Below are 12,354 nucleotides of genomic sequence, written 5' to 3' on the forward strand. Positions count from 1 at the left end.
AAAGGATATGCGCCTGAAATGAAATTAAAGCATTGTCATTTGCAATCCACTGGCAAATTTTCTATAGGTCAGGCTTCTTGGAGCCTGGCCTTTCCTGCTTTGTGCAGGGGCCTTTCTAAACTACCGCTCGTTGTGACGGGAGCCGTATGTCAACACCACGCTTGAAATCCTACCTATCGATGTTCGCCGCAGTGCTCATGCTCGGCCAGGTGCTCACCGCCCAAGCCGAGGAAGCCCTGCCGGACTTCACCACGCTGGTCGAGCAGGCCTCGCCGGCCGTGGTCAACATCAGTACCAAGCAGAAGCTGCCGGACCGCCGCGTCGCCCAGGGCCAGATGCCGGACCTGGAAGGCCTGCCGCCGATGTTCCGCGAGTTCTTCGAGCGCAACATGCCGCAGCAGCCGCGTTCCCCGCGTGGCGACCGCCAGCGTGAAGCCATGTCGCTGGGCTCGGGCTTCATCATTTCCAGCGACGGCTACGTGCTGACCAACAACCACGTGGTGGCCGATGCCGATGAGATCATCGTCCGCCTGTCGGACCGCAGCGAACTGCAGGCCAAGCTGATCGGTACCGATCAGCGTACCGACGTGGCCCTGCTCAAGGTCGAAGGCAAGAACCTGCCGACTGTGAAGCTGGGTGATTCCGAGAAGCTGAAAGTGGGCGAGTGGGTGCTGGCCATCGGTTCGCCGTTCGGCTTCGACCATTCGGTGACCAAAGGTATCGTCAGTGCCAAGGGCCGGACCCTGCCTAACGAGACCTACGTCCCGTTCATCCAGACCGACGTGGCCATCAACCCGGGCAACTCGGGCGGCCCGCTGTTCAACATGAAGGGCGAAGTAGTGGGTATCAACTCGCAGATCTTCACCCGTTCTGGCGGTTTCATGGGCCTGTCGTTCGCCATCCCGATCGATGTGGCGATCGATGTATCCAACCAGTTGAAGAAAGACGGCAAGGTCAGCCGCGGCTGGCTGGGTGTGGTGATTCAGGAGGTCAACAAGGACCTGGCTGAATCCTTCGGCCTGGACAAACCGGCTGGTGCGCTGGTGGCCCAGGTGCTGGAAAACGGCCCGGCAGCCAAAGGCGGCCTGCAGGTGGGTGACGTGATCCTGAGCATGAACGGCCAGCCGATTGTCATGTCGGCTGACTTGCCGCACCTGGTCGGTAGCCTCAAGGATGGCGAAAAGGCCAAGCTGGAGATCATCCGCAACGGCAAGCGCCAGACCCTGGATGTGGGTGTGGGCGCCATGCCGGATGACGATGCCGACATCGGTACCGGTGCCGAAGGCAGCGCCGAGCGCAGCAGCAACCGCCTGGGCGTTTCGGTAGCCGACCTGACCGCCGAGCAGAAAAAGTCCCTCGAACTCAAGGGCGGCGTGGTGATCAAGGAAGTACAGGATGGCCCGGCAGCGATGATCGGCCTGCGTCCGGGTGATGTCATCAGCCACCTGAACAACCAGGCCATCGGTTCGGCCAAGGAATTCACCGAAATCGCCAAGGAACTGCCGAAGAACCGCTCGGTGTCCATGCGCGTTCTGCGTCAGGGGCGTGCGAGCTTCATCACCTTCAAGCTCGCTGAATAAGCGGTTTTGCAGGTAGGAAAGGGCAGCTACGGCTGCCCTTTTTCATGAAAATTCACAATTGCAGGCGCCAAAGCGCTGTACAGCCCGATAGAGGAATCTCCCATATCCCTGCTGCTTGAGGTACAATTCCCGGCTATTTTTCGGCGGGCGTACCGGCTCGCAGCCTTTTCGAGTGTTGACCCGTGAGTGATTTGAGTCATATCCGCAATTTCTCCATCATCGCCCACATCGACCATGGCAAGTCGACGCTGGCCGACCGTTTCATCCAGATGTGCGGTGGCCTGTCGGCGCGCGAAATGGAAGCCCAGGTACTTGATTCGATGGACCTGGAGCGCGAACGCGGGATTACCATCAAAGCCCACAGCGTCACGCTTCACTACAAGGCGCAAGACGGCAAGACCTACCAGCTGAACTTCATCGATACCCCCGGCCACGTCGACTTCACCTACGAAGTCTCCCGCTCGCTGGCGGCCTGTGAAGGCGCACTGCTGGTGGTGGACGCCGGCCAGGGTGTAGAAGCCCAATCCGTGGCCAACTGCTACACCGCCATCGAGCAGGGCCTGGAAGTCATGCCGGTCCTGAACAAGATGGACCTGCCCCAGGCTGACCCGGACCGCGTCAAGGACGAGATCGAAAAGATCATCGGCATCGACGCTACCGACGCCGTGGCCTGTAGCGCCAAAAGCGGCATGGGCGTTGACGAAGTACTCGAGCGCCTGGTGCACACCATCCCTGCACCGACAGGCGACATCGAAGCACCGTTGCAGGCCTTGATCATCGACTCCTGGTTTGACAACTACCTGGGCGTCGTCTCGCTGGTGCGTGTGCGCCAGGGCCGCGTCAAGAAGGGCGACAAGATTCTGGTCAAGTCCACCGGCAAGGTGCACCTGGTCGACAGCGTGGGCGTGTTCACCCCGAAACACACCCAGACCGCTGATCTGAAAGCCGGCGAAGTAGGCTTCATCATCGCCAGCATCAAAGACATTCACGGTGCGCCGGTAGGTGACACCCTGACCTTGTCCACGACCCCCGATGTCGAAGTACTGCCAGGCTTCAAGAAGATCCAGCCCCAGGTCTATGCCGGCCTGTTCCCGGTCAGCTCCGAAGATTTCGAAGACTTCCGCGATGCGCTGCAAAAGCTGACGCTCAACGACTCCTCGTTGCAGTACATGCCGGAAAGCTCCGATGCCCTGGGCTTCGGTTTCCGCTGCGGTTTCCTCGGCATGCTGCACATGGAGATCATCCAGGAGCGCCTGGAGCGCGAATACGACCTGGATCTGATCACCACAGCGCCAAGCGTGATCTACGAGCTCGAGCTCAAGACCGGCGAAACCATCATCGTCGACAACCCCTCGAAGCTGCCTGACGTTTCGTCCGTCACTGACTTCCGCGAGCCGATTGTCAGCGCGACGATCCTGGTGCCGCAGGAACACCTGGGCAATGTCATCACCCTGTGCATCGAGAAGCGTGGCGTGCAGCGCGACATGCAGTTCCTTGGCAGCCAGGTGCAGGTGCGCTACGAGCTGCCGATGAACGAGGTGGTACTGGACTTCTTCGACAAGCTCAAGTCCACCAGCCGCGGCTATGCTTCGCTGGATTATCATTTCGATCGCTACCAGTCGGCCAACCTGGTCAAGCTGGACGTACTGATCAACGGCGACAAGGTCGATGCCCTGGCATTGATCGTGCACCGCGACAACGCGGCCTACAAAGGCCGTGCGTTGACCGAGAAGATGAAGGAACTGATCCCTCGGCAGATGTTCGATGTGGCGATCCAGGCAGCCATTGGCGGCCAGATCATTGCGCGGACAACCGTCAAGGCGCTCAGAAAGAACGTACTGGCCAAGTGCTACGGTGGTGACGTCAGCCGTAAGAAGAAACTGCTGGAGAAGCAGAAGGCCGGTAAGAAACGCATGAAACAGGTAGGCAACGTGGAAATTCCACAGGAAGCCTTCCTCGCCGTGCTCAGGTTGGATAGCTAGGTCCTATGTCGCTAAATTTCCCGCTGTTGCTAGTCATCGCCGTCTTCGTCTGCGGTCTGCTGGGCTTGATCGACTTGCTGTTCCTGGCCCCGCGCCGGCGTTCGGCAATCGCCAACTATCAGGGCAGCGTCAGCCAGCCCGAGATGGCCGTGGTCGAGCGCCTGAACAAGGAACCGTTGCTGGTCGAGTACGGCAAATCGTTCTTTCCGGTGCTGTTCATCGTGCTGGTGCTGCGTTCATTCCTGGTCGAGCCGTTCCAGATCCCTTCGGGGTCGATGAAACCGACCCTGGAAGTGGGCGACTTCATCCTGGTGAACAAGTTCTCGTACGGTATTCGCCTGCCGGTGATCGACAAGAAAGTCATAGAGGTGGGTGACCCGCAACGCGGTGATGTAATGGTGTTCCGCTACCCGAGCGACCCGAACGTCAACTACATCAAGCGTGTGGTCGGCCTGCCAGGTGACCAGATCCGCTACACCAACGACAAGCGTCTGTTCGTTAACGGCCAGCCGATTGCCGAACAACTGGTGGGCGCCGAGCCGGGTACCTTGGGCAGCGCCGAGCTGTACAAGGAAAAGCTTGGCGAGGCCGAACACCTGATCCGCAAGGAAATGAGCCGTTATCGCATGCCGCCGGACCAGCAGTGGACCGTGCCGGCAGGCCATTACTTCATGATGGGCGACAACCGCGACAACTCCAACGACAGCCGTTACTGGGATGACCCGAACATCCCGAAGGAATTGCATGGCATGGTTCCGGACCGGAACATCGTCGGCAAGGCCTTTGCGGTGTGGATGAGCTGGCCAGAGCCCAAGCTCAGCCACTTGCCCAACCTGTCGCGGGTCGGCCTGATCCATTGATACCCTTCGGCGCTGTCCAGCAGACAGCGCCGAATGCATTTCTGACATAGGCTGTGTTCTCAGGGATCGGGACATTCGTCGCATACGGCGGCGGACCACAGCCAAACAGTCTTTCAGGATGTTGATTTGAACAACGCGTTGAACAACAAACGGGTGGTTGCATGACTGCTTCCCTTGCCCATCTGGAGCGAAAGCTCGGTTATACCTTCAAGAACCAGGACCAGATGCTCCTGGCGCTGACCCATCGCAGTTACGCCGGGCGCAATAACGAGCGCCTGGAGTTCCTCGGTGACGCCATTCTCAACTTTGTCGCCGGCGAAGCGCTGTTCGAGCGCTTCCCGCAGGCCCGCGAAGGCCAGCTGTCGCGCCTGCGCGCGCGCTTGGTCAAGGGCGAGACCCTGGCCCGTCTGGCCCGTGGTTTTGACCTGGGCGAATACTTGCGCCTGGGTTCGGGAGAACTCAAAAGTGGCGGTTTTCGTCGCGAGTCGATCCTGGCCGACGCCCTGGAGGCACTGATTGGTGCCATCTACCTGGACGCCGACATGGACACGGCCCGGGAGCGCGTGCTGGCCTGGCTGGCCGACGAGTTTGAAGGCCTGACCCTGGTCGACACCAACAAGGACCCGAAAACCCGCCTGCAAGAATTCCTGCAATCGCGTAGCTGTGAGCTGCCGCGTTACGAAGTAGTGGATATCCAGGGTGAACCGCACTGCCGCACGTTCTTCGTCGAATGCGAAGTCGTGCTGCTGAACAACAAGAGCCGTGGTCAGGGCGTTAGCCGGCGTATTGCCGAGCAAGTCGCTGCCGCGTCTGCACTGATCGCCCTGGGCGTGGAGAATGGCAATGACTGATAACAACCCGACCCGCTGTGGCTACGTAGCCATTGTCGGCCGCCCCAACGTCGGCAAGTCGACCCTGCTCAACCACATCCTCGGCCAGAAGCTGGCGATTACCTCGCGCAAGCCGCAGACCACCCGCCACAACATGCTCGGGATCAAGACCGAAGGTGATGTGCAGGCGATCTACGTCGATACCCCCGGTATGCACAAGGCCAACGACAAGGCCCTGAACCGCTACATGAACCGCACTGCATCGGCCGCCCTGAAGGACGTCGATGTGGTGATCTTCGTTGTCGACCGCACCAAGTGGACCGACGAAGACCAGTTGGTGCTGGAGCGCGTGCAGTATGTGACCGGCCCGCTGATCATCGCGGTCAACAAGACCGACCGCATGGAAGAGAAGGCCGAGCTGATCCCGCACCTGCAGTGGCTGCAAGAGCAACTGCCGAATGCCGAGGTCATGCCGATTTCCGCGCAGCAGGGGCACAACCTCGAAGCGCTGGAAGCGCAGATTGCCAAGCACCTGCCAGAGAACGATCACTTCTTCCCGGAAGACCAGATCACCGACCGGAGCAGCCGCTTCCTGGCCGCTGAACTGGTTCGCGAGAAGATCATGCGTCAGTTGGGTGCGGAGCTGCCGTACCAGATCACCGTAGAGATCGAAGAGTTCAAGCAGCAGGGCCATGTGCTGCACATCCACGCGCTGATCCTGGTTGAGCGCGACGGTCAGAAGAAAATCATCATTGGCGACAAGGGCGAGCGCATCAAGCGCATCGGCTCCGAGGCGCGCAAGGACATGGAAGTGCTGTTTGATTCCAAGGTCATGCTCAACCTGTGGGTCAAGGTGAAAGGCGGCTGGTCCGACGACGAGCGCGCCCTGCGCTCGCTGGGCTACGGCGACCTCTAAGTAATGCTCTTGGGGCCGCTATGCGGCCCATCGCAGGCAAGCCAGCTCCCACACCGACAGCATCGACTTCAAGTCATGTGCAGTACCTGTGGGAGCTGGCTTGCCTGCGATGGGCTGCACAGCAGCCCCAATTAGCAGTATTGCCGGGGCGCAGGTAACGAGTGATCTTTTATGGAACAGCCAGTCGGCCAACCGGCCTACGTCCTGCATAGCCGTGCCTACAAGGAAACCAGCGCGCTGGTGGACTTCTTCACGCCGCAGGGCCGCATGCGCGCGGTGCTGCGCCGTGCGCGTGGCAAGGGCGGCAGCCTGGTGCGGCCGTTCGTGCCACTTGAGGTAGAGCTGCGTGGGCGTGGCGAGCTGAAAAACGTCGGGCGCATGGACGGCGCCGGCATCGCCACCTGGCTGCACGGTGACGCCCTGTTCAGCGGGTTGTACCTCAATGAACTGCTCATGCGCCTGTTGCCCGCCGAAGCGCCATTCCCGGCCCTGTTCGCGCACTACGCCCTGACCTTGCAAGCCCTGGCCGAGGGGCGACCGCTGGAGCCGCTGCTGCGCTCGTTCGAATGGCGGCTGCTGGACGAACTCGGTTATGCGTTCTCCTTGAACCATGACGTCAACGACCAACCCATCGTGGCCGACGGCCTGTACCGCTTGCGTGTGGATGCCGGCCTGGAGCGGGTCGAACTGGTGCAGCCCGGCCTGTTCCGTGGCATCGAGCTAATGGCTCTGGCCGACGCCGACTGGGACACCCCAGGCGCTTTGCTCGCGGCCAAGCGCCTGATGCGCCAGGCCTTGGCGGTTCACCTTGGCGCAAAACCGCTGGTCAGCCGGGAACTGTTTCGCAAGCGCTGATCACGACGTATGCTGTGGGGCTAAACCTTCAGGAGAGCCTTTCGTGACTCACAGCAACCGCATGCTTCTCGGCGTAAACATCGACCACGTGGCGACCCTGCGCCAGGCTCGGGGCACGCGTTACCCTGATCCGGTCAAGGCTGCCCTGGACGCCGAAGAGGCCGGCGCCGATGGCATCACCGTGCACCTGCGCGAAGACCGTCGACACATCCAGGAGCGCGACGTTGTGCTGCTCAAGGATGTGCTGCAGACGCGCATGAACTTCGAAATGGGCGTCACCGAAGAGATGATGGCCTTTGCCGAGAAGATCCGCCCGGCGCATATCTGCCTGGTGCCTGAAACCCGCCAGGAACTGACCACTGAAGGTGGCCTGGACGTAGCGGGGCAGGAGGCGCGGATCAAGGCGGCAGTGGAGCGGCTGGCACGTACCGGTGCCGAGGTGTCCTTGTTCATTGATGCCGACGAACGGCAGATCGAGGCTTCGCGCCGTGTGGGTGCGCCGGCCATAGAGCTGCACACCGGGCGTTACGCCGATGCCCAAACCCCGACCGAAGTGGCCGAGGAGTTGCAACGTATTGTTGATGGCGTGGCATTTGGTGTGGGGCAGGGGCTGATCGTGAATGCTGGCCACGGGCTGCATTACCACAACGTCGAGGCGGTGGCGGCTATCAAGGGTATCAATGAGCTGAACATTGGCCATGCGCTGGTGGCGCATGCCCTGTTTGTCGGTTTCAAGGCTGCTGTGGCTGAGATGAAGGCACTGATCGTGGCAGCTTCGCGCTGATTGATCGCCTGTACCGGCCTCTTCGCGGGCTTGCCCGCTCCCACATGTACCCCACAGTTTTCAGGAGTTGTGGGATCCTGTGGGAGCGGGCAAGCCCGCGAAAGGGCCAGGTCAGACAGCCGACTACTCGGCAGGAAACACCAGAGTGAAGCGAGTAGGTCCCAAAGGGCTGCTGTTCACTTCGACCCGCCCGCCATGCAGTTGCATGATCGACTTCACTATCGCCAACCCCAACCCGGTCCCGCCCTCCAGCCGCGAGCGCCCCGAGCCCACCCGGTAAAACCGCTCGAACAAGCGCGACTGATGTTCGGCAGCAATTCCAGGCCCTTGGTTCTCTACCGATAGTCGAACGCCGCTGCCTTGGCGCTCGATACGCAACTCGACCGGCTCGCCCTCAGGGCTGTGCCGAATGGCATTGCTCAACAGGTTCGATACTGCCCGTTGAAACATCAGTCGGTCCCCCAGCGCCGTCCCCCAGCCCTGTACCCGCACCTCAACCATTTTTAGCTCGGCACTGAAGGCAAACAGCTCGACAACCCGTGTTGCTTCCTCTGCCAGTGCCAAGGGTTTCAATGCAACCTGCGTTTGCGGCTGGCTGACCTGGGCGAGAAACAGCATGTCGTTGATGATGCGGTTGAGTCGGGTCAGCTCCTCGATACTGTCTTCCAGCACTTCCCGGTAGTTGGCGTTGTCCCGCTCACGGGCCAGGGTCACCTGCGCCTTGCCCATCAGGTTGCTCAACGGGGTGCGCAGCTCGTGGGCCAGATCGTCGGAAAACTGCGACAACTGGCTCACGCCCTGATCGAGGCGGTCGAGCATCACGTTGATACCGTTGGCCAGTTCCGCCAGCTCTTGCGGCAGGCCGTTAGCCGGTAGTCGGTGTTGCAGGTCCTGAGCCGAGACTTGCCCGGCAATGCGCCGGAAGCGCCGCAGCGGTTTCAGGCCACGCTGCATCAGCCACCAGGCACCCGCGCCAATCAATACCAGCAGCAATGGCAGGGCCAGCAGGGTCGAATGCAGGTAGGCCTGCAGCAAGGCGTTGTCGTCGGCGCGGTTGAGCGACATCATCACTTTGACCGGCGTGTTGTCACGCAGGCGCATCAGCCGGGTCACTGTGAGGATCTGGTTACCGCTGCTGTCGCGCCATGCGTGAAAGGCCAGACGGGCCTCGGTGCGCAACCCGCTCACCCGTGACTCCATGGCCGGGCCGAGGCTGAGCAGGTGCGGGTGGCGCCCCTCCAGGGCCAGTACGCTGAGGCTGAGGTTGTCATGCCCCATTACCAGATCAAGCAATGGATGGGCGCGACTGCCCAGGTCCTCACTGCGCAGATCGACGCGCAGGTTGTGCTCGACCTGCAGCATCTTGCGCGTCAGGTCCTTGCGTGCGCGGCTGTCCAGTTCGTGATCCAGCGCAAACACCGCCAGGCAGGCCAGCAGCAGCACCAGTGCGGCGCCCATCAGTGTCACGCTCAGGCCCAGGCGCAGCGACAGGCTGGCGTTTTTCAAACCCGGGCCTCAAGTACATAGCCTACGCCACGCAGGGTATGGATCAGCTTGTTGTCGAACGGGTCGTCAATCTTCGCCCTCAAGCGGCGGATCGAAACCTCGACGACGTTGGTGTCACAGTCGAAATTCATGTCCCATACCAACGAGATGATCTGCGTGCGCGAAAGCACTTCGCCCGTCTGGCGCATCAGCAGGTGCAGCAGGGCGAACTCTTTGGCGGTCAGGTCGATGCGCCGCCCGGCGCGGTAGGCGCGGTGGCGGCCGGGATCCAGCTCCAGGTCGGCGACACGCAGGGTGCTGGGTTGCAGTTGCTGGTCGTTGCGGCGCAGCAGGCTGCGGATGCGGGCCAGCAGCTCAGGGAACTCGAAGGGTTTGAGCAGGTAGTCATCGGCGCCGAGGTCCAGGCCCTTGACCCGGTCGGCCAGACGACCGTGGGCGGTGAGCATCATGATGCGCGTGGCCGATTCGGCGCGCAGCCGCTGCAACACGGTCCAGCCATCGAGCTCTGGCAGGTTGACGTCGAGGATGACCAGGTCGTAAGGCTGCTGACGGGCCAGGTGCAGGCCGTCGGTGCCAGTGTGGGCGCAGTCGACCACGTAGCCGTTTTCGCGCAGGCCTTGTTGCAGGTAATCGGCGGTACGCAGTTCGTCCTCGATGATCAGTAGGCGCATGGGGGGCTCGGTGTAATGAAAGGAGGCGATTCTCGACCCTGTAGTGACATCAGGGTCAAGGGGCTGGATGTTACGGCATGAGAATGGGGCTGCGGTGCAGATAACGGATTTGTAATCCTGGTGTTATCTGGTTGCCTGTTCCGGCCCTTTCGCGGGCACGCCCGCTCCCACACGATCATCACAGGTCTGAGAACCGTGCAGTACCTGTGGGAGCGGGCGTGCCCGCGAAGAGGCCGGAACAGACGAAACACGCCCACATTGCAGGACTGTAATCCCCGCCTCACCTTGCTGTTAGCCGGCACTCGCCAGAATGGCGCTGTCTGATCGGTTATCACGAGGCAACCACGATGAACCTGACCAAATACCTGCTGTTGGCCGCCCTCGCCCTGGGCAGTGCCAGTGTTTATGCGGAGGGCGGTGCGGAGCGCTCGAAGCAGTTCTGGCAAGCCTTCCGCGAAGACCAGCAGCGGCTGCACGGCGACAAGCAACAGGCCGTTGCCGAACGCGAGCGCAAGGCGCAAGAGAAGGCCCGTGAGGTGGCCAAGGACTGAGGTAACAACACCTGCGCTGCGACAGCTCCTCGGCGCAGGTGCATTCAGGCGCCCACTCGGGCGCCTTTTTATTTGCGCGCCAGCAGGGTGGCGCGGCGTGGCGCAGGCAGGCCTTCGATGGTCTTGCTGTGGTCGTTCGGATCGAGGAAGTCGCCCAGCGACTGGTAGCGCATCCAGTCAGTGCTGCGCTGTTCCTCGACGCTGGTCACGCTGACATCGACGCAACGCACATCGCTGAAACCGGCACGGCGCAACCAGCGCGCCAGCGCGGGTACCGACGGCAGGTACCAGACGTTGCGCATCTGTGCGTAGCGGTCTTCAGGCACCAGCACCTGGTTTTCGTCGCCCTCGATCACCAGCGTTTCCAGCACCAGTTCACCCCCTTTGACCAGGCAGTCCTTGAGTGCCAGCAGGTGCTCGATCGGGGAGCGGCGATGGTAGAAAACGCCCATGGAAAAGACCGTGTCGAAGCCTTCCAGGTTGGCAGGCAACTCTTCCAGGGCGAACGGCAGGTGCCAGGCAGGCAGCTCAGGCAGGTACTGCTGCACAGCCTGGAACTGGCAGAAGAACAGCCAGTTGGGGTCGACACCTATCACCATGTCGGCGCCGGCACCGAGCATGCGCCACTGGTAGTAGCCGTTGCCGCAGCCGACGTCGAGCACGCGCTTGCCCTTGAGGTCCAGGTGCGGGCCTACCCGCGACCATTTCCAGTCCGAGTGCCATTCGGTGTCTACATGCACCCCAAACAGATCGAATGGCCCTTTGCGCCATGGCGACAGGCCCATGAGTGCCTGGCGCATTTGCGCGCGGGTAGCGTCGTCGCAATCGCAGTCCAGGCTTAGCCCGTTGACCAGGTCGATTTCGGTGGGTTTCAGGGCAGGCAGGGCATCGATTGCACCGCGCCAGCGTTCGAGGTCGCCGTGGCCTTTCTCCAGCTTGGCTTCCAGTTGCGCTTGCAGGCCTTGCGACCAGGAAGCCAGGGGCGTGCCCGCCAGGCGGCGGACGAGGGGGGACAGATCGATCATGGCAGGGCTATCAACGAGGCAAAGTTAAGGCATTGGAACCAGGGCACCACTTTGGAAAAGCCGGCGGCGCGCAGGCGCTCCTGATGGGCTTCTAGCGTATCGGGGCGCATCACGTTCTCGATGGCGCTGCGCTTCTGGGCGATTTCCAGTTCGCTGTAGCCATTGGCCCGCTTGAAGTCCAGGTGCAGTTCATTGAGCAGGTCCTGCTCTTGTTCATCGGCGAAGCGCAGCTTCTCCGACAGGATCAATGCGCCACCGGGCAACAGCGCCTGGCGGATACGGCCGAGCAGCTCAAGGCGCTGGTCGGGGGCGATGAATTGCAGAGTGAAGTTCATCGCCACGACTGAAGCGGGCTCAAAGGGCAGGGCAAGGATATCGGCTTCCAGCACTTGCACCGGCAGCAGCTCCTGGAACATCGAGTCCTGGGCGGTCAGGTACTGCCGGCAGCGTTCGACCATGGCGGCGGAATTGTCCACCGCGATCACCCTGCATCCGTCGCTGCGAACATGACGACGCAGTGACTGGGTGACTGCACCCAGCGATGCGCCCAGGTCGTACAGTGCGGTGCCTGGCTGGGCGAAACGCGCCGCCAGTACGCCGAGGTTTTCGACGATGGTGGGGTAACCGGGCACCGAGCGCTTGATCATGTCCGGAAACACGCGCACCACGTCTTCGTTGAAGACGAAGTCAGGCACCTGCTCCAGGGGTTGGGAGAAAAGGCGGTCGGGTTGTTTGCTCACGGTGGGCTCGATACAGGGTGAAACGGGGGCGCATTTTATCCAATGGCCACGCAT

Annotated in this window: 12 protein-coding genes; 8 read left to right on the forward strand and 4 right to left on the reverse strand. The window is 61.6% G+C overall.

Features of this window, described 5'->3' with window-relative positions:
• Nucleotides 1–146 precede the first annotated feature (146 nt).
• From P0Y58_07745 to pdxJ, 7 genes are all read left to right on the forward strand, one after another.
• Nucleotides 147–1,580: a DegQ family serine endoprotease gene (locus P0Y58_07745; protein WEK32080.1), complete on the forward strand. Its 1,434-nt coding sequence runs from the start codon at nt 147–149 to the stop codon at nt 1,578–1,580.
• Between the two features lie 182 nt (nt 1,581–1,762).
• A complete protein-coding gene (lepA, locus tag P0Y58_07750) occupies nt 1,763–3,562 on the forward strand; it encodes a translation elongation factor 4 (GenBank protein WEK32081.1) in 1,800 nt (599 codons plus the stop codon).
• A gap of 5 nt (nt 3,563–3,567) precedes the next feature.
• On the forward strand, nt 3,568–4,422 hold the full coding sequence (lepB, locus tag P0Y58_07755; GenBank protein ID WEK32082.1) for a signal peptidase I: 855 nt from the start codon (nt 3,568–3,570) through the stop codon (nt 4,420–4,422).
• Nucleotides 4,423–4,583: 161 nt separating this feature from the next.
• The gene (gene rnc / locus P0Y58_07760) at nt 4,584–5,273 is read left to right on the forward strand and encodes a ribonuclease III (GenBank protein ID WEK32083.1); all 690 of its coding nucleotides are present in this window, start codon (nt 4,584–4,586) and stop codon (nt 5,271–5,273) included.
• The gene (gene era / locus P0Y58_07765) at nt 5,266–6,168 is read left to right on the forward strand and encodes a GTPase Era (GenBank protein ID WEK32084.1); all 903 of its coding nucleotides are present in this window, start codon (nt 5,266–5,268) and stop codon (nt 6,166–6,168) included. The genes rnc and era overlap by 8 nt, the downstream gene beginning before the upstream one ends.
• 171 nt (nt 6,169–6,339) lie before the next feature.
• Nucleotides 6,340–7,023 (forward strand): DNA repair protein RecO, encoded by a 684-nt coding sequence (gene recO, locus P0Y58_07770; GenBank protein ID WEK32085.1) that lies wholly within the window; start codon nt 6,340–6,342, stop codon nt 7,021–7,023.
• A gap of 43 nt (nt 7,024–7,066) precedes the next feature.
• Nucleotides 7,067–7,807: a pyridoxine 5'-phosphate synthase gene (pdxJ, locus tag P0Y58_07775; GenBank protein WEK32086.1), complete on the forward strand. Its 741-nt coding sequence runs from the start codon at nt 7,067–7,069 to the stop codon at nt 7,805–7,807.
• Nucleotides 7,808–7,930: 123 nt separating this feature from the next.
• Here the strand turns inward: pdxJ and P0Y58_07780 are convergent, their stop codons facing one another.
• Together P0Y58_07780 and P0Y58_07785 are read right to left on the reverse strand one after the other, a co-directional pair.
• Nucleotides 7,931–9,313 carry a heavy metal sensor histidine kinase gene (locus P0Y58_07780; protein WEK32087.1) on the reverse strand — a complete coding sequence of 461 codons (1,383 nt, stop codon included), beginning with the start codon at nt 9,311–9,313 and terminating at the stop codon, nt 7,931–7,933.
• Nucleotides 9,310–9,984: a heavy metal response regulator transcription factor gene (locus tag P0Y58_07785; GenBank protein WEK32088.1), complete on the reverse strand. Its 675-nt coding sequence runs from the start codon at nt 9,982–9,984 to the stop codon at nt 9,310–9,312. The genes P0Y58_07780 and P0Y58_07785 overlap by 4 nt, the downstream gene beginning before the upstream one ends.
• A gap of 347 nt (nt 9,985–10,331) precedes the next feature.
• Between P0Y58_07785 and P0Y58_07790 the strand changes: the two genes are divergently transcribed.
• Entirely contained in the window at nt 10,332–10,535 is a 204-nt protein-coding gene (locus tag P0Y58_07790) for a hypothetical protein (GenBank protein ID WEK32089.1), read from the forward strand.
• 68 nt (nt 10,536–10,603) lie between these two features.
• Here P0Y58_07790 and cmoB read toward each other — a convergent pair whose 3' ends face one another.
• Together cmoB and cmoA are read right to left on the reverse strand one after the other, a co-directional pair.
• Nucleotides 10,604–11,560, reverse strand: coding sequence for a tRNA 5-methoxyuridine(34)/uridine 5-oxyacetic acid(34) synthase CmoB (gene cmoB, locus P0Y58_07795; protein ID WEK32090.1), 957 nt, complete (start codon nt 11,558–11,560; stop codon nt 10,604–10,606).
• Nucleotides 11,557–12,300 (reverse strand): carboxy-S-adenosyl-L-methionine synthase CmoA, encoded by a 744-nt coding sequence (cmoA, locus tag P0Y58_07800; GenBank protein ID WEK32091.1) that lies wholly within the window; start codon nt 12,298–12,300, stop codon nt 11,557–11,559. The genes cmoB and cmoA overlap by 4 nt, the downstream gene beginning before the upstream one ends.
• Between the last annotated feature and the right edge of the window lie 54 nt (nt 12,301–12,354).

It is taken from the genome of Candidatus Pseudomonas phytovorans (assembly GCA_029202525.1).
In the GTDB taxonomy this organism is placed as follows: Bacteria; Pseudomonadota; Gammaproteobacteria; order Pseudomonadales; family Pseudomonadaceae; genus Aquipseudomonas; species Aquipseudomonas phytovorans.

Bases quoted from the DNA above. Each gene is read 5' to 3' on its own strand.
- P0Y58_07745 (WEK32080.1), top strand. From the start codon at position 147: ATGTCAACACCACGCTTGAAATCCTACCTATCGATGTTCGCCGCAGTG.
- rnc (WEK32083.1), top strand. From the start codon at position 4,584: ATGACTGCTTCCCTTGCCCATCTGGAGCGAAAGCTCGGTTATACCTTC.
- lepB (WEK32082.1), top strand. From the start codon at position 3,568: ATGTCGCTAAATTTCCCGCTGTTGCTAGTCATCGCCGTCTTCGTCTGC.
- P0Y58_07785 (WEK32088.1), bottom strand. From the start codon at position 9,984: ATGCGCCTACTGATCATCGAGGACGAACTGCGTACCGCCGATTACCTG.
- era (WEK32084.1), top strand. From the start codon at position 5,266: ATGACTGATAACAACCCGACCCGCTGTGGCTACGTAGCCATTGTCGGC.
- cmoB (WEK32090.1), bottom strand. From the start codon at position 11,560: ATGATCGATCTGTCCCCCCTCGTCCGCCGCCTGGCGGGCACGCCCCTG.
- recO (WEK32085.1), top strand. From the start codon at position 6,340: ATGGAACAGCCAGTCGGCCAACCGGCCTACGTCCTGCATAGCCGTGCC.
- P0Y58_07790 (WEK32089.1), top strand. From the start codon at position 10,332: ATGAACCTGACCAAATACCTGCTGTTGGCCGCCCTCGCCCTGGGCAGT.